The sequence below is a fragment of the Janthinobacterium sp. JF4 genome (genome assembly GCF_059617925.1).
On the sequence record NZ_JCAQAV010000004.1, the window covers coordinates 129062 to 149977 of the forward strand.

Here is a 20916-nt window from a genome sequence, read left to right on the forward strand (position 1 = left end):
ATCTTCGTCATCGGTTCAATAAAGTCCAGCTCACGCCGCAGGCGGCGGCCAGCACGCCGGCGCCGGCCAGCCACGGCCATGGCCGCTGCCAAAAACGGCGCGGCTTGCTGGCCAGGGTATCGCTGGCGGCCAGCGCCACGTGGCGGCCGCTGACCTGCTGCCGCCCTTCGCCATACGCCACCATCAGCGCCTTGTGCGCCATGATGTTGATCAGGCGCGGGATGCCGCCGGAAGCCTGGTACAGCTTGCCCACGCCGCTGCGGCTGAACAGGCGCGCGCCGTCGAAACCGGCCACGCGCAGGCGGTGCGCCACATAGAAATCCACGTCGTCGCGCGACAACGGTCCCAGGTGGTAGTGAAAGGTGATGCGCTGCGCCAGCTGGCGGATTTCCGGCAGGGCCAGCTTGACGTCCAGTTCCGGCTGGCCGAACAGCACGATTTGCAGCAGTTTGCGCTTTTCCGTTTCCAGATTCGTCAGCAGCCGCAGCGCTTCGAGGCTGTCGACGGGAATCGCCTGCGCTTCGTCCAGGCACAGCAGCACGCGCTTGCCCTGCGCCGCCAGGTTCAGCAGGCGCAGGTTGAGGGACTTGAGCAGTTGATGCTGGTCAGCATCTTTCTCCAGCAATACATCGAGGTCGTCCGCCAGCGCCAGGATCAGCGAACGGGGCGGCAGGTTCGGATTCGGGATGTAGGCCGTGACGAAATCCGGCCCCAAGGATTGCATGAACTTGCGGCACAAAAAGGTTTTACCAGTCCCCACTTCGCCAGTGATCTTGATGAAGCCCTCGCCATTGCGCGCCGCCACCAGCAGGGTGTTGAGCGCCTTTTGCGACTGCGGGCCGTTGAAGAAGAAACTGGTATCGGGCGTGAGGCCGAACGGCGCCTCGCGCAAGCCGAAATGGGTCTGGTACATTTAGCGCCGCTCCGACGGCCGGCGCGGGTCGAGCGCCTCGATGCGCTTGCCCGAATCGAGCAAGTCCTCGTTCCAGCTATTGGCGCCATCGACGATGGTCGGCTTGATCAGCACCACCAGCTCGCGCTTCTGGATCACCTGCCCCGTGTTGCGGAACAGCGCGCCCAGCACGGGGATATCGCCCGCGCCCGGCACTTGCGAGCGGTCCGCCGTGGTGGCCTGACGCATCAGGCCGCCGATGGCGACGATGCGGCCATCCTGGCTGCGCACCATGCTGTCCATCTCGGACGTGCTGGACGCGGCCAGCGGCAGTTTCAGCGAACCGGCGCTGCCCAGGTCGATTTCCTTGCTGATGGTCGACACCTGGCTGACGGACGGGTGCACGTGCAGGATGATGTTGCCATCCGCATCGATCTGCGGCGTGACGTCCAGCACCACGCCGGAAAAGAACGGCTGCAAGGTCACGTTGGGGCTGGTCGTCGCGCCGCTGGCCGTCGTATTCGTCGTCGTTGACACGCCCGTCACGTAAAACTCGTCCGTGCCGATCTTCAGCACGGCCTTCTGGTTATTCATGGTGGCGATGCGCGGGCTCGACAACACGTGCACGGAGCCTTGCGATTCCAGGAAGGAAATCATGGCGGCAAAATTGGCCGTCTGGAAAGCCAGGCCGAACATGGAACCGGCCGAGGTGGCCGCCGAACTGAGGCCAAAGCCGCTGCTGGCCGTCAAGCCGCTGCCATTCGTCATGTTGGGCGGCTGGCCGCCGTTGAACGGCAGCGGCGCCAGGGTGCCGCCCGGCTGGATGAAGCCCGTCGAAATGCGGTTCGTGTGGCCGCTCTTGATCGAGGCGAACGAGGCCCAATTGATGCCCGTCTGCGTGTTGTCGTTGAGCTCGACTTCGAGGATTTTCGCTTCCAGGATCACCTGGCGGTCGACGGACAGCTGCGTGGCCTTCAGGTACATGTCGACATTGCGCAACTCTTCCGGCATGGCGCGGATGACGATCACGCCCGACTGCGGGCTGAGCACCACTTGCCGGCCCCCTTCGCTGCTGCCGACGATGGCTTCCAGCGCCGCCCGCAATTCCGGCCAGAAATCCGCCGTCGACGAGGTGGTCAGGTTGCTGCTGTCCAGGGTGCGGCCGCCCTGGCCGCTATTCGTTTGCTGGTTCTGCTCGTTATTGTTGCCCTGATTGTTATTGCCGCTATTGCCGCTATTGCCCGAGCCGCCCGAGTTGGTCGAACCGACCGAACCGACCGACGTCGACGACACGCGCAGGTTGGAACTGCCGCGGCGCGCGCCCGTCAGGTAATTGACATGGAACAAACGCGTCTGCATGGTCAGGGGCTTGATGTAGATCTGCGTGCCCTCGACCTTGTAGTCATAGCCATACAGTTCGCGCACGGCGTCGAGCGCCTGGAACAGGGTCACGTCCTTCAGGTTGGCGGAAATCGTGCCGCCGATGTCGGGATGGACCAGCATGTTGTAGCGCGTGCCAGCCACGATGGAGGTAAAGAACTGGCGCGCCGGCACATTGTTGAACGCCACGTTGAAGCGCTCGTCGAGCGCGGCGCGGGCCTTCGGCAATTGCTGGGCCAGGGCCGCCACGGGCGGCAGCAGCGCCGCTTCCACGGCGTCCGGCTGGGCCGCCGGCGCCGTGGTGGCCGCCGCGCCCTTGACGGCATCGGTAATCGCATTATAGGTGTCGCGCTTGACGGGCGCGACATTGCAGCCGCCCAGGCCCAGGCTGACGCTGATGACAGCCGCCATCGTACTGATCTTGAACATGCTCGCCTTGTATTGATTGAGTTGCTTGGCCACTTCTTCTACTCCTGCTTGCGGTCGGTCTTGCTGTCAGACTTATTGTCGGTCTTGCTGCTCGGGTACAGCTTGAAGGTTTCCAGTGATTTACCACGCCGCAACACTACGGCCGTGTCGTGGATTTCCGTCACCACGGCGCCGCCCACCTTGCTGCCGACCTTGACTGTCTGGCCATCGATGACGGCCAGGCGGCGCCCGCCCGGCCGGGTGGAGATGAGCACCGATTGCAGCTGCGGCCGGGCCGCGACGGCGGGCGCGGCGCTGGCGGGCGCCCACAGGGCCGCCGGCGGGCGCGTCGGATCATCGAACGCCTGCGCCTGCGCCTGCGCGCCCGGCCATGCCAGGCCCAGCGTCAGGCTCAGCGCCAGAAAGGTCAGAGTGCGATCCATGTGTCGTCCATGCTGAGGGTATGTAAGGTCAGGGTCAGGGTCAGGGTGGCGCCCGGGTAGCTGGCAGAGTCGAGGTGGGCGGCGCCCCAGAAGACGCGGGTCGGCATCGCTTGCAGCGCCTGCATGTATTGCACCAAGTCGGCATAACTGCCTTGCAGCACCACTTCCACGCCATGCTGGTGCAGCAGAGGCGCCGGGGGGGGCGACTTGGCCGCCGCATCGCCGTTCGCGGCATCGGCCTGGCGGGCGCCCACGGCGCTGCCGGGCAAGGTTTTCAGCGACACCACGCGCAATCCCGCATGCCGGCGCAGCAGGTGCTCGAGCAAGGTGACCATGCGCTCGGGCGCCACCAGGCCATGCTGCTTCTCGCGCAGCGCCTGCGCCAGGGACGTCGTTTCCGCCTGCAAGGCCAGCAGGCGCCTGCGCGCTTCCTGGTCGGGATCGGTGGCGTGGGCCAGCATGGTCAGCGCGATTTCCTTGTTCGTGGCGCTCAACAGGCTTTGCTTCTGCGCAATGCTCGCCTCCAGCGCTGCGCGTTTCGCCAGCAAGGGATTGAAGCTCATGAAATAAAACACGAACAGGACGGCGGCCGCGGCGGCGCCAAACACCATCAGCCGCTCGCGCAGGCTGAGGGCATCGAAGGCGGTGGCCCATTTTTTCAGCAAGGGCAGCATCAGCGCGTTCCTCCGGCGCCAGCTTGGGGCGGCGTGGCAGCCCGGTCGGCCGACTGCAGGCTGAATGCAACATACGGCAGGCTGGCCGCCTTGCCTTCGGCTGCGGCCGGCTGCGCGGGCTGGCCGATGTCGAAGCTGGCGAAGGTCTTGCCTTTGAGTACCTCCTGCTGGCCCAGGCGCGTGATGTAGGCGGGCAGCAGCGAGGCGTGCAAGGCGCGGCCCTGCAAGCCGAAGTCATTGCCGGCGCCGGCGATGTCCACGCCCGTCAGCCAGACGCCCTCGACCCTGGCATGCGCCAGCGCGCGGAAATAGCCGGCATAGCCGAGCGTATTGCCCAGCTTGCCGCTGTCCAGCACGTTTGACGCATCCTGCAGCAACTGGCGCTGCGCCTCGACGGCAGCCAGTTCCTGCGCCAGGGCCGGATCTTTCTTGCGCGGCGGAAAATCGCGCAAGATCTGGTCTCGCTTCGCCTCGCCTTGCGCCAGCGCCGCCTTGACGCCCGCTTCGCGCTGCTCCAGGCCGGCTATTGTCCGCTGGGCCAGCACGCCCAGCGCCAGCAAGAGCAGCGCCAGCCCGCCCAGGCCCAGGCCGGCCGTGCGCGCCGACATATGGTGTTGTTTCAGTTCAAACTGGGGATTGAACAGGTTGATCTGCTGGCTCATGCGCCCTTCCCTTCGTGCTTGCCCGGGTGCGGGCCAAGCTCGCGCAAGGCGGCGCCGATGGCCAGGAAGTAGCGCGCCTGCATGGCAGGGTCGCGCAGTTCGGCGGCCTGCGACAAGTCCAGCACCGTGGCCAGGTCCAGCTGCTCGACCGGCATGTACAGGTTGTCGGCCAGATACGCGTGCAAGCCGTCGGCCGCGCCCGTCATCAGCATCAGGCGGGCCAGCGAAATGAAATGGAACTGGCGGTCGAAGTGGTCGAACGAGCGCTGCAGTTCCAGGGTGACGCGGTCGTAATACTGGCTCGCGTCGGGCGACTGCAATTGCGTCAGGGTCACGTCGATGCGGCGTGCCTGGTACAGCTCGCCATTGAAGCTCATGGTCAGCAAGCCGCCGTCGCCATCGAAGAACAGCACGGCGATACCGCGTCCCGGCGTTTCCAGCAAGGTGGCGATATTGCGCTGCGCCATCTCGGGGATATCGATCACAGACAGGCCGATCTTGCATTCGGCGTACTGCGCCTGGCGGCGCGACACGGCGCTGTTGCGCGCGGCGACGGCGAACACGCTGCTGCCCCGCTGGGTGCCGTTCGGGTCGCCGGGGATGTCGAACACGTCGATGGTGGCGTCGGCCAGGGGAAAGTCCAGCATGTCCTTCAAGCGCCAGCCCACGGCCGTCTTCAGCTCCTCGCGCGGCACGGCCGGCGCTTCCAGCGACAGCAGCTGGTATTCGCCGCCAGCCAGCACGCTGGTGCAGTGGCGCGCGGCCGCCTGCAGCTCCTTGCCCAGTTTTTCCAGCACCTCGGCCGGCGCCGGGCGCGCGGCCGCCTGGTAGCTGGCGCCCAGCACGCGCGGCATGCCGCCGGCGGGACGCTCGACAACGACGGCGCTGACGCCTTCGCGGCCAAACGCCGTGGCCAGCCAGCCATCGTACTTCTTTGCTCTTGCGAATAAACCCATGCGAACTATCCAGTGTAAGTGCCTGCCCGCTCTTGTCGCGCAGTGTATCCATGCAGCCAATTTTAATTCATGAAGCCAACTTTATTGTGTAAAAACAATAAATTAGCGATCTTTTTTGCACGCAGTTGACCTTACTGCGACAGCACGGCTTGCAGGCGGCGCTGGACGTAGTCGGGGTTGTTGCCCGCGTGCGGGCAGCGCGGCTCGACAGAGGCCGGCTGGTTGCACGCCGTGGCCGTAATGGTCCAGCTGGTCAAGGTGCCGGGCCCCGTGGCCGTGCTGCATTGCACGCTGACGCTGAACGCCGACAAGGTCGTGCCCGACGGCAAGCTGAACGTGGTGGCGCCAATGCATGGCGCGCCAACGCTCAAGCCCGCGCTGATCTGTTTCTGCAAACCCCATTCGAGGCCGGCGCGCGCGGCCTGCTCGGCGCGCACGCCCTGCACGTCCATCGCCGATTCCGTCTGCTGGAAAGTGGAGACATTCACCATCACGGCCGCCAGCGCGGCCAGCACCACCAGCAGGAAAATGGCCGTGACGAGGCTGAAACCGCGCATGCGGCCCGTGCGCTGGCGCAGCAAGCGCGTCATGGCGTATTCCTCGCCTGCACCTGTTGCACCAGGCGCAGCACGCCCGTATTGCTGTTCGCCGCGCCCAGGCTCAGGTCGATATTCACCAGGCCCCGCTGCACATTGGCCAGCACGGTGTAGCTGAAGGCGCAGCCCGTCACCTGGCGCGCCAGCAAGGCGCCATCCGTCAAGTCAGCCGCAACCGGCTGAGTGGCCTGGATCGCATAGCCCGCGTAACGGGTCAGGGTACCGGTCTTCAGATCGCACGCATAGGTGACGGGCGTCGACACCACCTGGAAGCGGTTCGATGGCGACGGCAGCGGCGCCGGCGCCGTCGCGAAAGGATAGCTGCCCAAGGTGACGACATTGCCGGCCACGCCCGTCACTGGCGCGCGGTTGCAGCCATTCGCCGGACTGCATGCATACGCATTGTTCGGCGCAAAAGCGCCCCCCAGGTTGTAGACGACGATCTGGTCGCCCACGCTGATCGCCTGGCGCGCGCCCAGGGCATCGGCGGGCATGGCGCCGACGACGGTAAAGCTCGCCGGAACGCCGGGCGCGGGAGGGCTCTCGAAGCTCAGCACATTGCCCAGGCCGGCCGGGTCGCTGTCGCTCAGGTAGCGTCCGCCCGTCTTGGTCAGCAGCAATTCCAGCAACAGGCCGCCGTCCGACACGCGCACGCTGTTGGGCAGGGCCAGGCGCACGTCGCGCGTCAGGCGGCGCGCCGCCGTATCGGCCGTGTCGGCCAGCGCCGCGCGCGCGGTGGTGTCGATATAGCCTTGCACGGGCACGCGGATGAAGACGGCGACCATGGCGCCGATGATGCCCGTGATGACGATCACGATGACCATCTCGACGAGGGTAAAGCCGCGCGGGCGGCGCCTGGCGTGGAGGAAATTTCTCATGGGATGCTCATGGGATACTGTTCGGCGCATAGCGCACGCGATAGCCGTCGAGCACGATCTTCTGGTCGGCATACGGCACGACCACCTGGATATGCAGGCTTTCCGTGGCAGGCAGGCCGTTCAGGGCTGCCTGGGTGATCGTCACCGAGGCAGTGTAATTCTGAGCCCAGGCGTTACCCTGAGCATCCGTCGTGTACTGCGTCGGCGTGCCATACGCGCTCACGTAATCGTTGACATTGTCGAAGGGACGCGGCATGCCGCCCGCCTCTTGTCCGGCCACTTCCGGGATGGCGCAGCCGGCCGGGCTGGTCGCCGTTTCCGCGGCAGGGTCTTGCGGATCGCAAAACGTAAACCGCGCCAGCGCGATTTCTTCCAGCATGCCTTCGGCAATGGCCAGCGCCTGCTTGCGCAGCTGCGGGTCGGCGCTGTGTTGCGTCGTCAGGCTCATCACGCCCAGGATGGCGGCCGAGGCCAGGCCGACGATGACGATGAACAGCACCAGTTCGATCAGGGTCACGCCGCGCTCACGCCGGCGATGCTGGCTAATGGACATAGCCCGTCTCCCTTTCGACCGTGACGTTGCGCGGCGTGCCGTCCCGCTGGATGCTGATCGTCAGCCGCGCCGGGAAGGTCGATGCGGCAGGAAACACATTGAGCCGCGCATACGGTTTGCCCAGCGCGTCGAAATAAAAACCCGCCGTATCGACGGGATCGGTGGACAGGGTGACGCCGGACGGACGGCCTTCGCACAGCCAGTCGGTTTGCGCGCAATATTGCAGCGTCTCCTTGCTGCCGCTGTTACTGCCAGTGGGCGGCACCACTTTCTGCTCATCGCTGCAATCGGCATCGAAGCACAGGGCCACCTTGTTGGCATCGATGCGCACAAACACGGCACGGTTTTGCGCCACCGCCAGCTTTTGCCCGTAGCGCACGATATTCGTCACCTGGTCGGCAAAACCGCGCGCGTCAAAAGTGTCGCGCTGAAAAAACCGGTTGACGGCAAAGGTCGCCAGCAAGCCCGCCAGCACCAGCACGGCCACCAGCTCGATCAAGGTGAAGCCGCGCGCAGCCGTACGCCGCAGGAAGCCTGGCGGCCCTGCGTGGCGATGCGGAAAGACTGTCGGTGGCTGCTGCAATGGATGGCCCGTAAAAAAGCCCAACGGGCTGGCGCCTGGGGTTGGGCTGGTGGTGCGCAAGGAAGGCCGAGTATTACCTGACCCTCCTTGCAGATCAGTGCAACTTATTTACAATCTGCATTCGCCAGAGCAGGCGTGATGGTCGGCGCGCCACCTGCAGCAGTAGGGGCGACATAGGTAACCTTGCACCCTGTACGCGTTGCATCAGGCGTCACTACACCACCGGAAAACTTGTAATCAGGATCGGTCAAGCCTGCGGCCACAATGATGGAATCAGCAGTTGGATAGCCATAAATACCGGCAATGTCCGTGCCTTCCATCTTCGCGCTAGTGACACCATTGGCATCGGCAACCGCGCCGCCGACCAGCCACTGCGCATGGTACAGCGCCGCACCCGCCTTCATGGCGCCTACAGCCGCATTCATCTTAGCGATGCGCGCATCGGTCGACATGTCGATGAATTTGGGAATCGCCGTTGCCGCCAGGATGCCGAGGATCACGATGACGACGATCAGTTCGATCAGGGTAAAACCTGCCTGGGCGCCGCTTTTCATACTACGTAAAGACTTGTTCATTCTTGCTTTCTCCAAAATCAAATAAAAAACTTCAAAACCAACGCCATGAAACTGTCGCTGCACCGGGCCAGGAAGCGCGTCACTTTGCTGCCGAGTCCGGCGATTTCCACACCACGATATCGGGTTCCTGGGCGAGCTTGTCAAGATCGGCATCCGCACCTGGCAAGATTACCTTAAATTTCACTGCATCAACCCCTGTACTGGGAAAAATATTGCCATTACTAAACAAATAGATGATTTTTTGTTCTTTTTTGTCGTACAACCAATTCCCTGTTGGTAATTTCGCAAGGTCCGGCTGCGCGAACTCGCCCAGGTAATTGGCTGGCTTGTCGGCCAGCCAGTCGAACGGGTTCTGCCCTGCCAGCGCCGGCAAGCTGTCGCGCCGGTCGGCCAGGTACAAATGCAGCACCTGCACCCGCAAACTGGTGCGCAGGACGCCGAGCATCTGCGCCACGGCCACCTGCTGCGCCTGCTGCTGATAGTAGCCGACGCGGTTCAGGAACACCGCCATCAGGATGGCGAACACGCCCGCCACCACGGCCAGCTCGAACAGGGTGAAACCGCGCTGGCGCAACGGTGTTGCCATCAGTGCAGGGCCGCCCGGCCCAGGTCCCAGATCGGCAGGAAGATGCCCAGCGCCAGCACCAGCACCATGGCGCCAAGGAAGACGATCAAGATCGGCTCGATCTGCGCCGACAGGGTTTTCAGCTCGTAGTCGACTTCGCGCTCGTACATGTCGGCGATTTCGTCCATCAGGTCGTCGAGCGAACCGGATTCCTCGCCCACGGCGATCATCTGCAGCACCACGGGCGTGAATACGCCGGCCGCCACCGAGGTGCGCAAAATGCTTTCGCCCCGCTCGACGCCGTCGCGCATCTGCTCCACGCGCGCGCTCAGATATGTGTTGTCGACCGTTTGCGACACCACCGTCAGCGCCTGCACGATGGGCACGCCGCTCGTGCTCGACAGCGCGAAGCTGCGCGCGAAGCGGGCCATCGTGCCCTTCAGGATGATCTTGCCGGCGATCGGCAGACGCAGCTTGGCGCGGTCCCATTTATACAGGCCCTCTTTCGTGCGCAGCCAGGCGCGCCAGCCGAAAAAGCCGCCCACGCCCAGCAGCAGCAGGATGGGCCAATACGCCACCGTAAAGCGCGAAGTGCCGATCAGGATGCGCGTCATCAAGGGTAGTTCCGCATGGAAACTGGCAAACACCTTCTCGAACTGGGGAATGACGAAGATATTCACCACCACCATGGCGGCCAGCATGGCGAAGACGACGAAGGTCGGATAGCGCGTCGCCGTTTTCACGCGCGCGCGCATGTCGCGGTCGAATTCCAGGTGATTGAACAGGCGCAGGAACACTTCGTCGAGGCGGCCCGTCATTTCGCCCACGCGCACCATCGACAGATAAAACGGCGTGAAGATGGCCGGATGGCGCGCCATGGCGGCCGACAGTTCGCGGCCCGCGTCGAGCGACTCGCGCACATCCTTGATGATGCGTCCGAACGCGGGGCTGATGGCGGACTCCTGCAAGCCGGCCAGGCCGCGCATGATGGGCACGCCTGCCTTGAGCAAGGTGTACAGCTGGCGGCTGAACAGCTGCACGTCCATGGGCGTGACTTTTTTCTCCGTCATCCTGGCCCACCAGCCCAGTTGCTTGGCGCCAGCCCCCGTCACCGTCTGTTTCGTGGCGCTGATGTCGACAGGCGTGCTGCCGCCCGCCATCAACTGGTCGGCCACGGCGCCGCTGTCGGCGCCTTCCATCACGCCGGTCAGCAGTTCGCCGCTGGCGCTGCGCGCCTTGTAAGAGAAAAACGGCACCTCAATCCTCGCTCTGGTTGCTGATGCGCATCGCTTCCATCACCGTCGTGCGGCCCTGTACCACCAGCTGCACGGCGTGGCGGCGCAGGGTCTCGCCCGCCATCTGCGCCATCGCCACCTTCATGAAGTGGGAAGGATCGGCATGGTTGGCAGCATCGGCCACGGCGCGCGTGATTTCCAGCAATTCATACACGCCCGTGCGGCCCCGGTAACCCATGCCGTTGCAATGCGAGCAGCCCTTGCCGTGGAAATACTGGTTGCGCTCGACCAGCTCGCCCAGTTCCAGGCGCAGCCATTCATATTCGTTCGGCGTGGGCACGTACGGCGTGCTGCAGCTTTCGCAGATCACGCGCACCAGGCGCTGCGCCAGCACGGCTTGCAGCGAGCTGCCCACCATGTAGCGCGGCACGCCCATGTCCATCAGGCGCAGCGGTGTGCTGATGGCGTCGTTCGTATGCAGGGTCGACAGCACCAGGTGACCGGTCATGGCGGCGCGCAAGCCGATCTGCGCCGTTTCCTGGTCGCGCATCTCGCCGACGAGCACGATGTCGGGATCTTGCCGCAGGGCCGAGCGCAGCACCCTGGCAAAGCTCAGCTCGATCTTGTCATTGACTTGCACCTGGTTAATACCTGGCAAGCGGTATTCGACCGGGTCTTCCACCGTGATGAGCTTTTTTTCCACGGAGTTGAGTTCGGACAAGGCGCAGTACAAGGTCGTCGTCTTGCCGCTGCCGGTCGGCCCCGTCACCAGCACGAGGCCGTTCGGGCGGCTCACGATGGCGCGGAACTGCTGCACCAGCTTGGGCGGCATGCCGATGGCGTCCAGGCGCAAGGTCGTGCCGCCCTGGTTCAGCAGCCGCATCACCACCGATTCGCCATACTGCGTCGGCATGGTGGAAATACGCACGTCGATGCGCTGGTTTTTCACGCGGATGGCGAAGCGGCCGTCCTGCGGCAAGCGCTTCTCGGAAATATCGAGATCCGACATCAGTTTTAGCCGCAGCGCCAGCGAACTGGCGATCTTGCTGTCCGCTTCCGTCTGCAGGTGCAGCACGCCGTCGATGCGGAAGCGGATCTGCAGCCGGCCTTCCTGCGGCTCGATGTGGATGTCGGAGGCGCGCACCTGCGTGGCATCCTCGAACACCGATTGCAGCAGCTTGACGATGGGCGCCTCTTCCAGGCCCGGATTGGCGGCCAGCGCGCCGAAGTCGACGGACACGTCGCCCAGATCCTGCTCCAGCTCGCGCGTCAGGGTGGAGATATCTTCCGTGCGGCGGTAGATGCGGTCGATGGCGGCCAGCACTTCCGTTTCATTGACCACGGCCAGCTCGATCTGGCGCTTGACCAGGCGCGAAATTTCATCGTACGCGAACAGGTCGGTGGGATCGGACATGCCGACCAGCAAGCCCTCGCGGCGGTCTTCCAGCACCAGCGCGCGGAAACGCCGCGCCTGGGTTTCCGGCAGCAGCCGCACCAGTTCGGGATTGATGTTGAAAAACTTCAGGTTGATGTAGGGAATGTCGAGCTGGCGCGCCAGCGCGCCCGAAATCTGCTCTTCCGTGACAAAGCCGTGCTCGACAAAAACACGGCCCAGCTTGCGCCCCGAGCGTTTCTGTTCCGTCAAGGCCTGGCCCAACTGTTCTTCCGTCAGCAATTTCTGCTGCACCAAAATTTCACCGAGCCGGACTTTCTCTGGCCTTGCCATGCTTGCTCCTCGACAGATTCTTCAGACGATGCACGCCAGCGGCGCGCGCAGGTATTTTATTCCAGAACCTGTTGTTTCTTAAAGAAAATATATTCCCTGGCTTGATTTTTGCGCATTTCAACACTCTGCAAGGAAACACTTGCCGCCCACCTGCGCCCATGACAATAATGGCGGTCGTACACCGTCTTGCCTGCCGACCATTGCCCCTATGAACGCCTGCGCCATCGAGTTCCACAACGTGCATCTGCAGCTGGCGGACAGCGCCGTGCTGCGCGGCGTCGACCTGCAGGTGCGCGCAGGGGAACTGTTCGGCCTGGTCGGCGTGAATGGCGCGGGCAAGACCAGCCTGTTGAAATGCCTGCTGGACTTCTGCACTCCCGAGCGGGGCGAGATCGCCATTTTCGGCCAGCCGCACCGCCACGGCGCGGCGCGCCAGCCCCTGTCGTTTCTGCCGGAACGTTTCCAGGCGCCGTATTACCTGACAGGCGGCGACTTCCTGCGCTACCTGACGCGCCTGCACAATGTGCGCCCCGATGCGCAAGCCGTGCAGCACGCCCTGGACGCGCTGGATCTGGCGCCGGAAGCCTTGCTGCGCCCCGCGCGCGAGTATTCGAAAGGCATGATGCAAAAACTGGGACTGGCCGCTTGCTTGCTGTCGGGCAAGCCGCAACTGGTGCTCGATGAGCCGATGAGCGGACTCGATCCGAAGGCGCGCGCGCAGTTCAAGCAGGTGCTGCGGCAGGCGCGCGCGCAGGGCCGCGGCGCCCTGTTCACCTCACATGTGCTGGCCGACGTGGAAGAATTGTGCGACCGCATGGCCATCCTGCACGGGGGCCGCATCGTTTTTACGGGCACGCCCGCCGAATGCCGCGCGCGCCATGGCGGTGCGGCCGGCGCCAGCCTGGAACAGGCTTTCCTCCATTGCATCGCGGCATGAACACCCCGCTCTCCGCACCGCCCGGGCGGCCTTACGCGCCTTCCCCGCACGGCATGTACCTGCGCCATTTCGGCTTGCGCACGGCGCCGTTCGGCATCACGCCGGACCCGGCCTTCTTTTACGCGGGCAACACACGGGGCGAGCTGCTCGACGCGCTGCTGTATGCCGTCACGCAGGGCGAAGGCATCATCAAGCTGACGGGCGAAGTGGGCAGCGGCAAGACCATGCTGTGCCGCATGCTGGCCGAAGGCCTGCCGCCCCAGGTCGACGTGCTGTATCTGCTCAATCCCCGCCTGGAGCCGGATGACGTTCTGCACGCCATCGCCGCCGAACTGGGCCTGGCGCTGGACGGCTGCCGCGCCGATGCCGTGCTGCGCGCCGTGCACGGCGAGCTGATCGCCCGGCATGCGGCCGGGCGCCAGGTGGTGCTGCTGGCCGAAGAGGCGCAAGCCATGCCGGGCGCCACGCTGGAAGCACTGCGCCTGCTGACGAACCTGGAAACGGCCAGCCACAAGCTGCTGCAGATCGTCCTGTTCGGCCAGCCGGAGTTACAGCACACCCTGGACTTGCCCCAGTTCCGCCAGTTGAAGGAACGCATTACCCACAGTTTTAGCGTGCCGCCCCTGCCGCAAGCGTTGCTGGGCGACTACCTGGCATGCCGCCTGGCCGCCGCCGGCCGCGTGGCGCCGCTTGTTTTTACACCGGGCGCGCTGCGCCGGCTGGCGCGCGCCGCGCAGGGCATCGTGCGCAGGGTGAATATCCTGGCTGACAAGGCCTTGCTGGCCGCGTTTGCGGACGATGCGCAAGAAATCAGCGCATGCCACGTGCGCCTGGCCATTGCCGACAGCCCCTTCCACCGCCTGCCCTGGCATGCGGGCAAGCTGCTGGCGGGCGCCTTGAGCGCGCTGATGCTGCTGCTGGCCGCAGCGCTGCTGTGGCAATGGCTGGCGCCGGGGCTCACAGCGGGCATCGCGGCCACGCACGCCGACACGACGCCAGGCGCGTTCCAGGCAACCGCTGCGCACGTGCCGCTGCCAGCGCCGTCAACGCTGCTCGACAGCAAGCTGGCTGAATCGCGCGCCTGGCTGGCAAGGCAAGGGCCGCGGCAACTGGTGCTGCAAATCGCCAGCCTGCCCGCTGCCGAGACGGCCGCGGCGGAAGCGTTCTTGCAGCAGGCACAGCAAGCCATTGGCTTGCGCGACATCCACGTATTTCGCCTGCCCGGCGCGCGACAACAGACGCATCAGCAGTCGCCCGCCAGCGCCGCCCAGCGGCTGCTCATCGTCTACGGCAGCTTTGCCGACCCGGCCAGCGCCGAAGCCGTGAGAGTCAGAATGGCTCCGGCGTCGCTACAGAAAATATTGCCGCGCGACATAGACAATATCCGCACGGAAATGAAAGCCATGGCAACGGTAAAACCGGGGCGTGGCGCTCCCTGACTTTATTTCGGCATATTGCCTCCCAGGCCTGCACAGCCGATTGCTTTTAGGCGATCATGCTGGGTAAAATTACAAAAGCACAACACGACTCCAAGGGCGAACTTTTCATGACTCAACACCCTATTCCTGTGCTGGCCTCGTGGGTCGCCCTCGCCTGCAGTACCGTGCTGGCCGGCTGCGCCACGCATCAAACGCCGCTGTCGCCTGCCCACCTCAATGCCACGCCCCTCCCCGCCGGCGTCATTCCGGAACCGGTGCAGCAAAGCAGTGCGCTGGCCGCACCCCTGCCCGCGCCCAAAGTGGAAACCTACAGCGTGACCGTGCACAAGGTGCCCGTGCAATCGCTGCTGTTTGCGCTGGCGCGCGACGCCGGCATGAATATCGACATCCACCCACAGATCGAAGGCAGCGTCACCCTGAATGCGCTGAACCAGACCCTGCCGCAGCTGCTGGCGCGTATCGGCAAGCAAGTCGACATGCGCTACGAAATCGATGGCAAGAACCTGACGGTGTTGCCCGACGCGCCCGTATGGCGCAATTACAAAGTCGATTACGTCAACATGGCGCGCAGCACCAACAGCAGCGTGAATATCGCCACGCAAATTTCCACAGCCGGTGGCGGGTCGAACAATGCCAGCAACCCCGTTGGCAGTACGCAAGGCAGCGGCAGCAACGGCAATAACAATTCGACTACCCTGGTCGTGAATCGTTCGGAAAATAATTTCTGGTACAGCCTGGAAAAAAATATCCGCGACCTGCTGCGCGAAACCACGCTCAACGACGTGCAGGTGGACCCGCTGGCGCAGCTGAACCAGCAATTGACGAACATGCCCGGGCAGCAAGGCCAGCCTGGCCAGCAGCAGAACCAGGCCGGCACCTTCCCTGCCACCGGCGCCACCGGCCAGTACGGCGCCCAGCCGCCGATGCAGAATGGCAATCCGAATGGAGGTCAATACGCGCCGGGCCAGCAGGTGCCCAGCCAGAACGCCAACCCCGGCCAGCCGCTGGACGCGAACGGCATGCCGCTGTTAAAACTGGCCAACAAGGGCAGTCCCTCGTCCGTCGTCGTCAACGTGGAGGGCGGCCTGATCGCCGTGCGGGCCACGGGGCGCCAGCATGAAAAGATCGCCGAATTCCTCGACGCGGTATTGCACAGCGCCAAGCGGCAAGTACTGATCGAGGCGACCATCATCGAAGTGCGCCTGAGCAATGAATACCAGCAAGGCATCAACTGGGCGCGCCTGACGGGCAGCCTGAGCCTGACCCAGAAGCAAGTGGGCTCTGCGGCCCTCAGCAGCGGCGTGACACCGGGCGCCACGCCCGGCATCTTCGTGCTCAATTACCTGAAGGACAGTTTTTCCACCACCATTCAGCTGCTCGAATCGTTCGGCAAGGTGAAAGTGCTGTCCAGTCCGAAGATCAGCGTGCTCAACAATCAGACGGCCATGCTGAAGGTGGTCGACAACAATGTCTTCTTTACCATCAAGGTGACGCCCGCCGTGATCAGCTCGACGGGCACCATCACGACGCCGGCCACGTATGAATCGAAACTGGAAACGGTGCCTGTCGGCTTCGTCATGAGCGTCACGCCGCAGATTTCCGACAGCGATGAAGTGACCTTGAACGTGCGCCCCACCATCACGCGCATCGTGGGCTACGTGCAGGACCCGAATCCGGCCCTGGCCACCGCCAGCGTGGTCAGCCGCGTGCCCGTGATCCAGGCGCGCGAACTGGAATCGATCATGAAAGTGGGCAATGGCCAGATCGCCGTGATGGGCGGCCTGATGCAGGATTCCATCGACAACGCCAAGGATGGCGTGCCGGGCCTGTCCAGCCTGCCGTTGGTGGGCAATCTGTTTACCTATCGCAATGAGGCGAGCAGCAAGACGGAGCTGGTGATCTTCATGCGCCCCGTGGTGGTCAAGGATGCCAGCGTCGAAGGCGACTACCGCGACTACCGCTACCTGCTGCCCGGCCAGGCGCCGCTCAACAGCCAACCTTACACGGATGGCCCGCCAGCGCCCGCCGTCCGGCCGCAGGCGCGCCTGCAGGGAGACTTCCCATGAGCTTGCTGATGCAGGCGCTCAAGAAGGCCGAGCGCGCCAAGCAGAACAGCCTTTCCGACGAGGAACTGGAAAAACCGTCCGAAGCCTATGACCAGGTGCTGGAACTGGCGCCGGCCGACGCCCTGCCGCCCCGTCCCACGCCCGCCGCGCCAGCACCTGTGCAGCCGGCAAGCACCTTGCGCCTGGAACCGCTGACGGACGCGCCCGCGTCGCAGCCGGCGCAGAATGCGACCCCGCCAGGTCCACAGCCAGGGTCACAGCAAGGCGCGCAGCCTGGCCCGCCTCCCGAGCCGCCACGCGCGCGCCCGGAACCGCCGCCCGCCCGGCCACGCGCCAGTCGCAGCAATCCGCCGCCGAAAGGCCCCACCGGCCCCATCAGCGTCGACCCGGCCACCGTGCGCCTGGCCGTACTGCTGGCGATCCTGCTGCTGGTGGCCGGTTCCATGGCGTATTGGTACTGGCGCGCCAGCAGCAGCCCCGGCGCGGGCGCCAACCTGCCCGGCGTGCCCATGCCGCTGACGGACGCGCCGGGCACGGCTGGCGTTGCCGGTCCCGTGCTGGTGGTGCCTGCGGCGGGCGGCGCCATGCCGGACGCCCCGGCGCCCGCACCGATGCCGCAGGATATGCCGAGCGAACAGCGCCCTGCAGCCGGCGCGGCGGAACAGCAGGCGATGATCCAGGCGGCAGCCCAGGCCGCCGTGGCGGCGCAGCTGGCGCAGATGGCGCCGCCCGCGCCGCCCAGCCTGCCACCGGTGGCCGCGCCCGAGAATAGCCAGATCCAGGTGCAGCGCAGCGTCGCCGCGCCGCAAGTCAACCCCGGCGTGCAGCAAGCCTACCAGGCCTTCAACGGGGGACAGCTGGGCCTTGCTCGTCAGCAATATGAAACGGTGCTGCGGCAGGATGCCAACAACCGCGACGCGCTGCTGGGCCTGGCGGCCGTGGCCCTGCGCGAGCAGCAGGGCGCGCAGGCGGCGGCGCTGTACGTGCGTTTGCTGGAAATCAATCCCGACGATGGCGAAGCGCTGGCCGGCCTGATCGGGCTGCGCCAGGGCGACGTGGCGCAGAGCGAGGCAAAACTGAAGGCTATCCTGGCGCGCAGCCCGGACAGCGCGCCCGTGCTGTTTGCACTGGGTAATGTGTACGCCAAGCAGCGCCGCTGGAACGAAGCGCAACAGCAATTTTTCCGTGCCTACGGCGCGGCGCCCGGCAATCCCGACTATGCCTTCAATCTGGCCGTGGGCCTGGACCGGCTGAACCAGCCCCGGCTGGCCGCCACGTATTACCAGCGCGCCCTGACCCTGGCGCAAACGACGCCAGCCGCGTTCGACCAGGCCGTCGTGCAAACGCGCTTGCGCGAACTGGCGGCCCCCGCGCCCACGGCAGGGGCGGCCACGGCCGAGCCGGCCACCATCACACCCCGTCAGGAATAAGCATCACATGGCAGAACAGGCAAAACTTCCCCTCGGCAAGCTGCTGATCCAGAAAGGCGTGATCAGCGAAGACCAGCTGCGCATCGCCCTGATCGAGCAGCGGCGCAGCAGCGAACCGCTGGGCAAGCTGCTCATCACCCTGGGTTTTGTGACGGAAGCGACCGTGCGCGAAGCGCTCAGCGAAAACCTGAAACAGGTCAGCGCGGACCTGTCGAGCCTGGTGGTCGACGCCATTGCCCTGAAACTGATCCCGAAAGATGTAGCCAAGCGCTACCGCGTCTTCCCCATCGTCTACGAGCGGCAGGCGGACAATCTGATCCTGGCCATGGCCGACACCAGCAACATCGTCGCGCTCGACCAGATCAGCGCCATGCTGGTCAAGGGCATCACGATTTCCACCGTGCTCGTCAACGAATCGGACATCTCGCGCGCCATCGACCAGTACTACGGTTTTGAGCTGTCGATCGATGGCATCCTGCACGAAATCGAAACGGGCGAAGTCAGCTATCAGAGCATGGCGTCGCCCTCGGACGAATACAGCCAGCCCATGGTGCGCCTGATCGACGCGCTGTTGGCCGATGCCGTGCAGAACGGTGCTTCGGACATCCATTTCGAGCCGGAACAGTCGTTCCTGCGCATCCGCTACCGCATCGACGGCATCCTGCGGCAAATCCGCAGCCTGCACAAATCGTACTGGCCGGCCATGGCCGTGCGCCTGAAGGTGATGTCGAACATGAATATCGCCGAGGCGCGCGCGCCGCAGGATGGGCGCATCAGCATCAAGTTTTCCGGGCGGCAAATCGACTTCCGCGCGTCGGCGCAGCCCACCACGCATGGCGAAAACGTCGTGCTGCGCGTGCTGGACCGGCAAAAAGGCATCGTGCCGCTGGACGCCCTGGGCCTGGCCGACGCGGAATTGAACCTGCTCAAACTGATGATCGCGCGCCCCGACGGCGTCATCCTCGTCACGGGCCCGACGGGCAGCGGCAAGACCACCACCCTGTATTCGATACTCAACCATATCAATACGGAAAGCGTCAACATCATGACCCTGGAGGATCCGGTCGAATATCCGATGAACATGATACGCCAGACCTCCGTCAACGAATCCGTCAAGCTGGGCTTTGCCGACGGCATCCGCTCGATGATGCGGCAAGACCCGGACATCATCCTCGTGGGCGAGATCCGCGACCGCGAAACGGCGGAAATGGCCTTTGCCGCCGCCATGACGGGCCACCAGGTGTATTCCACCCTGCATACGAGCTCGGCCATCGGTTCCGTCGCGCGCCTGCTCGACATCGGCATCCTGCCCGACATCATGGCCGGCAACGTCATCGGCATCGTGGCGCAGCGCCTGGTGCGCCGTTTGTGTCCGCATTGCAAGGAAACCGTCATCGCCGACGACGTCGAGCGCCGCCTGCTGGGACTGGCGCCGGACGACGCGCCCGTCTCCATCTGCCGCGCCGCCGGCTGCGAGCGCTGCGCGCATCAGGGCTACAAGGGCCGGCTGGCCATCATGGAAATCCTCAAGATGACGGCCGAACTCGATGAATTGACGGCGCGCCGCGCCAGTAGCCGCGAATTGAAGAACGCGGCGCGCGCGGCCGGCTTCAAGGGCATCGTCGACGATGGCATGCGCCGCGTGCTGGAAGGCGTGACCACCCTGGAAGAAGTGGGCCGCGTGGTCGACCTGACGGAAAGGCTGGCCTGATGGCGCAATATGTCTACCGCGCCATGGATGCCGCCGGCGCCCTGATTCCCGGCAGCATGGAGGCGGCCAACGTGCCGGACCTGGAAGCGCGCCTGCACCGCATGCAGCTCGACTTGATCGACTGCAAGATCACGGGCCAGTATCTGGTGCTGCTGGGCAAGCGGGTCATCCATCGCCGCGACCTCATCAATTTCTGCTTCCACATGGAACAATTGACGGGCGCGGGCGTGCCCATCCTGGAAGGCTTGAACGACTTGCGCGAAAGCACGGACCACCCGCGCCTGCGCGAAGTCGTCACGGATCTCATTGAAAGCATCGAGGGCGGCCTGCCCCTGTCCGGCGCGCTGGCCCAGCATGGCGACATCTTCGACGCCACGTTTACCAGCCTGATCCTCGCTGGCGAACAGAGCGGCAGGATCGCCGACGTCTTCAAGAACCTGTCGGAAAGCCTGAAATGGCAGGATGAGCTGGCCTCGCAGACACGCAAGATCATCATGTACCCCATCATCGTGGCCATCGTCGTGGCGGCCGTGACGTTTTTCCTGATGATCTATTTGGTACCCCAGCTGACGGCGTTCATCCGCAACATGGGCGGCGAGCTGCCGCTGCATACGCGCGTGCTCATTGCCGTGTCGAATGTGTTCATCGATTACTGGTATCTGCTGCTGGCCTTGCCCGTGCTGCTGTTTTTCGGCCTGCGCGCCCTCGTCCGCCGCAGCGAGGCGGCCCGTTATGCGTGGGATGGTCTGAAACTGCGGCTGTGGCTGGTCGGCCCCGTGCTGCACAAGATCATCCTGGCCCGCTTCGCCACGTTTTTTGCCCTGATGTATGCTTCCGGCATCACGATCCTCGACTGCATCCGCCTGTCCGAAGGCATCGCCGGGAACCAGGTGGTGGCGGCCGGCCTGCGCCGCGCCGCCCAGCTGATCAGCGAGGGCCATGGCGTCACCGCCGCCTTCCAGCACACGGGCATCTTCCCGCCGCTGGTGATCCGCATGCTGAAGGTGGGCGAGGCAACGGGTTCGCTGGACACGGCCTTGCGCAATGTCAGTTACTTTTACAACCGCGAAGTAAAGGAATTGATTGAAAAAGTACAAGCCATGATCGAACCGGCCATGACGGTCATCCTGGGCCTGCTGCTGGGCTGGATCATGCTGTCGGTGCTGGGGCCGATTTACGACACCATCAGTACCATCAAAACCTGAGA

At 64.6% G+C, this 20916-nt stretch carries 20 protein-coding genes; 6 read left to right on the forward strand and 14 right to left on the reverse strand.

Translation table 11 applies throughout. From position 1 onward, the window contains the following. Nucleotides 1-7: 7 nt before the first annotated feature. The 14 genes from AC54AF_RS06050 to AC54AF_RS06115 all read right to left on the reverse strand — a co-directional run bounded on the left by AC54AF_RS06050 (nucleotide 8) and on the right by AC54AF_RS06115 (nucleotide 12126). Nucleotides 8-913 carry an ExeA family protein gene (locus AC54AF_RS06050; RefSeq protein WP_496635795.1) on the reverse strand — a complete coding sequence of 302 codons (906 nt, stop codon included), beginning with the start codon at nucleotides 911-913 and terminating at the stop codon, nucleotides 8-10. Next, nucleotides 914-2701, reverse strand: a complete 1788-nt coding sequence (gene mshL, locus AC54AF_RS06055; protein ID WP_496635920.1) for a pilus (MSHA type) biogenesis protein MshL — start codon at nucleotides 2699-2701, stop codon at nucleotides 914-916. Nucleotides 2702-2739: 38 nt separating this feature from the next. After that, nucleotides 2740-3123: an MSHA biogenesis protein MshK gene (locus AC54AF_RS06060; protein WP_496635796.1), complete on the reverse strand. Its 384-nt coding sequence runs from the start codon at nucleotides 3121-3123 to the stop codon at nucleotides 2740-2742. Beyond that, a complete protein-coding gene (locus tag AC54AF_RS06065) occupies nucleotides 3108-3797 on the reverse strand; it encodes a type II secretion system protein M (protein WP_496635797.1) in 690 nt (229 codons plus the stop codon). Before AC54AF_RS06065 ends, AC54AF_RS06060 begins: the two co-directional genes overlap by 16 nt. Further along, entirely contained in the window at nucleotides 3797-4459 is a 663-nt protein-coding gene (locus AC54AF_RS06070; RefSeq protein ID WP_496635798.1) for an MSHA biogenesis protein MshA, read from the reverse strand. Before AC54AF_RS06070 ends, AC54AF_RS06065 begins: the two co-directional genes overlap by 1 nt. After that, nucleotides 4456-5415: an agglutinin biogenesis protein MshI gene (locus tag AC54AF_RS06075; RefSeq protein WP_496635799.1), complete on the reverse strand. Its 960-nt coding sequence runs from the start codon at nucleotides 5413-5415 to the stop codon at nucleotides 4456-4458. Before AC54AF_RS06075 ends, AC54AF_RS06070 begins: the two co-directional genes overlap by 4 nt. 131 nt (nucleotides 5416-5546) lie before the next feature. Continuing rightward, nucleotides 5547-6005, reverse strand: coding sequence for an agglutinin biogenesis protein MshP (locus tag AC54AF_RS06080; protein WP_496635800.1), 459 nt, complete (start codon nucleotides 6003-6005; stop codon nucleotides 5547-5549). Then, on the reverse strand, nucleotides 6002-6889 hold the full coding sequence (locus AC54AF_RS06085; protein ID WP_496635801.1) for a prepilin-type N-terminal cleavage/methylation domain-containing protein: 888 nt from the start codon (nucleotides 6887-6889) through the stop codon (nucleotides 6002-6004). Before AC54AF_RS06085 ends, AC54AF_RS06080 begins: the two co-directional genes overlap by 4 nt. A 7-nt stretch (nucleotides 6890-6896) precedes the next feature. Next, on the reverse strand, nucleotides 6897-7442 hold the full coding sequence (locus tag AC54AF_RS06090) for a type IV pilus modification PilV family protein (RefSeq protein ID WP_496635802.1): 546 nt from the start codon (nucleotides 7440-7442) through the stop codon (nucleotides 6897-6899). Then, nucleotides 7432-8085, reverse strand: coding sequence for a pilus assembly FimT family protein (locus tag AC54AF_RS06095; protein WP_496635803.1), 654 nt, complete (start codon nucleotides 8083-8085; stop codon nucleotides 7432-7434). Before AC54AF_RS06095 ends, AC54AF_RS06090 begins: the two co-directional genes overlap by 11 nt. A gap of 44 nt (nucleotides 8086-8129) precedes the next feature. Then, nucleotides 8130-8600, reverse strand: a complete 471-nt coding sequence (locus tag AC54AF_RS06100) for a prepilin-type N-terminal cleavage/methylation domain-containing protein (protein WP_496635804.1) — start codon at nucleotides 8598-8600, stop codon at nucleotides 8130-8132. A gap of 79 nt (nucleotides 8601-8679) precedes the next feature. Then, entirely contained in the window at nucleotides 8680-9186 is a 507-nt protein-coding gene (locus tag AC54AF_RS06105) for a type II secretion system protein (RefSeq protein WP_496635805.1), read from the reverse strand. Continuing rightward, nucleotides 9186-10421 (reverse strand): type II secretion system F family protein, encoded by a 1236-nt coding sequence (locus tag AC54AF_RS06110; protein WP_496635806.1) that lies wholly within the window; start codon nucleotides 10419-10421, stop codon nucleotides 9186-9188. Before AC54AF_RS06110 ends, AC54AF_RS06105 begins: the two co-directional genes overlap by 1 nt. 1 nt (nucleotide 10422) lies before the next feature. Beyond that, nucleotides 10423-12126: a GspE/PulE family protein gene (locus tag AC54AF_RS06115; protein WP_496635807.1), complete on the reverse strand. Its 1704-nt coding sequence runs from the start codon at nucleotides 12124-12126 to the stop codon at nucleotides 10423-10425. Nucleotides 12127-12334: 208 nt separating this feature from the next. Here AC54AF_RS06115 and AC54AF_RS06120 point away from each other — a divergent pair, with 208 nt between their 5' ends. The 6 genes from AC54AF_RS06120 (at nucleotide 12335) to AC54AF_RS06145 (ending at nucleotide 20914) form a co-directional block, all read left to right on the forward strand. Then, nucleotides 12335-13063, forward strand: coding sequence for an ABC transporter ATP-binding protein (locus AC54AF_RS06120; RefSeq protein ID WP_496635808.1), 729 nt, complete (start codon nucleotides 12335-12337; stop codon nucleotides 13061-13063). Further along, on the forward strand, nucleotides 13060-14502 hold the full coding sequence (locus tag AC54AF_RS06125) for an ExeA family protein (protein ID WP_496635809.1): 1443 nt from the start codon (nucleotides 13060-13062) through the stop codon (nucleotides 14500-14502). The genes AC54AF_RS06120 and AC54AF_RS06125 overlap by 4 nt, the downstream gene beginning before the upstream one ends. A 107-nt stretch (nucleotides 14503-14609) precedes the next feature. Beyond that, nucleotides 14610-16568, forward strand: coding sequence for a secretin GspD/PilQ domain-containing protein (locus AC54AF_RS06130; protein ID WP_496635810.1), 1959 nt, complete (start codon nucleotides 14610-14612; stop codon nucleotides 16566-16568). Continuing rightward, complete coding sequence (locus AC54AF_RS06135) at nucleotides 16565-17998, forward strand: tetratricopeptide repeat protein (RefSeq protein ID WP_496635811.1); 1434 nt, start codon at nucleotides 16565-16567, stop codon at nucleotides 17996-17998. Before AC54AF_RS06130 ends, AC54AF_RS06135 begins: the two co-directional genes overlap by 4 nt. 7 nt (nucleotides 17999-18005) lie before the next feature. Further along, on the forward strand, nucleotides 18006-19709 hold the full coding sequence (locus AC54AF_RS06140) for a GspE/PulE family protein (protein ID WP_496635812.1): 1704 nt from the start codon (nucleotides 18006-18008) through the stop codon (nucleotides 19707-19709). Then, nucleotides 19709-20914, forward strand: coding sequence for a type II secretion system F family protein (locus AC54AF_RS06145; RefSeq protein WP_131689351.1), 1206 nt, complete (start codon nucleotides 19709-19711; stop codon nucleotides 20912-20914). Before AC54AF_RS06140 ends, AC54AF_RS06145 begins: the two co-directional genes overlap by 1 nt. Nucleotides 20915-20916 lie beyond the last annotated feature (2 nt).

Coding starts and splice junctions, on each gene's coding strand:
- AC54AF_RS06050 (WP_496635795.1), bottom strand. CDS start 913: ATGTACCAGACCCATTTCGGCTTGCGCGAGGCGCCGTTCGGCCTCACG.
- mshL (WP_496635920.1), bottom strand. CDS start 2,701: ATGTTCAAGATCAGTACGATGGCGGCTGTCATCAGCGTCAGCCTGGGC.
- AC54AF_RS06060 (WP_496635796.1), bottom strand. CDS start 3,123: ATGGATCGCACTCTGACCTTTCTGGCGCTGAGCCTGACGCTGGGCCTG.
- AC54AF_RS06065 (WP_496635797.1), bottom strand. CDS start 3,797: ATGCTGCCCTTGCTGAAAAAATGGGCCACCGCCTTCGATGCCCTCAGC.
- AC54AF_RS06070 (WP_496635798.1), bottom strand. CDS start 4,459: ATGAGCCAGCAGATCAACCTGTTCAATCCCCAGTTTGAACTGAAACAA.
- AC54AF_RS06075 (WP_496635799.1), bottom strand. CDS start 5,415: ATGGGTTTATTCGCAAGAGCAAAGAAGTACGATGGCTGGCTGGCCACG.
- AC54AF_RS06080 (WP_496635800.1), bottom strand. CDS start 6,005: ATGACGCGCTTGCTGCGCCAGCGCACGGGCCGCATGCGCGGTTTCAGC.
- AC54AF_RS06085 (WP_496635801.1), bottom strand. CDS start 6,889: ATGAGAAATTTCCTCCACGCCAGGCGCCGCCCGCGCGGCTTTACCCTC.
- AC54AF_RS06090 (WP_496635802.1), bottom strand. CDS start 7,442: ATGTCCATTAGCCAGCATCGCCGGCGTGAGCGCGGCGTGACCCTGATC.
- AC54AF_RS06100 (WP_496635804.1), bottom strand. CDS start 8,600: ATGAACAAGTCTTTACGTAGTATGAAAAGCGGCGCCCAGGCAGGTTTT.
- AC54AF_RS06105 (WP_496635805.1), bottom strand. CDS start 9,186: ATGGCAACACCGTTGCGCCAGCGCGGTTTCACCCTGTTCGAGCTGGCC.
- AC54AF_RS06115 (WP_496635807.1), bottom strand. CDS start 12,126: ATGGCAAGGCCAGAGAAAGTCCGGCTCGGTGAAATTTTGGTGCAGCAG.
- AC54AF_RS06120 (WP_496635808.1), top strand. CDS start 12,335: ATGAACGCCTGCGCCATCGAGTTCCACAACGTGCATCTGCAGCTGGCG.
- AC54AF_RS06125 (WP_496635809.1), top strand. CDS start 13,060: ATGAACACCCCGCTCTCCGCACCGCCCGGGCGGCCTTACGCGCCTTCC.
- AC54AF_RS06130 (WP_496635810.1), top strand. CDS start 14,610: ATGACTCAACACCCTATTCCTGTGCTGGCCTCGTGGGTCGCCCTCGCC.
- AC54AF_RS06135 (WP_496635811.1), top strand. CDS start 16,565: ATGAGCTTGCTGATGCAGGCGCTCAAGAAGGCCGAGCGCGCCAAGCAG.
- AC54AF_RS06140 (WP_496635812.1), top strand. CDS start 18,006: ATGGCAGAACAGGCAAAACTTCCCCTCGGCAAGCTGCTGATCCAGAAA.
- AC54AF_RS06145 (WP_131689351.1), top strand. CDS start 19,709: ATGGCGCAATATGTCTACCGCGCCATGGATGCCGCCGGCGCCCTGATT.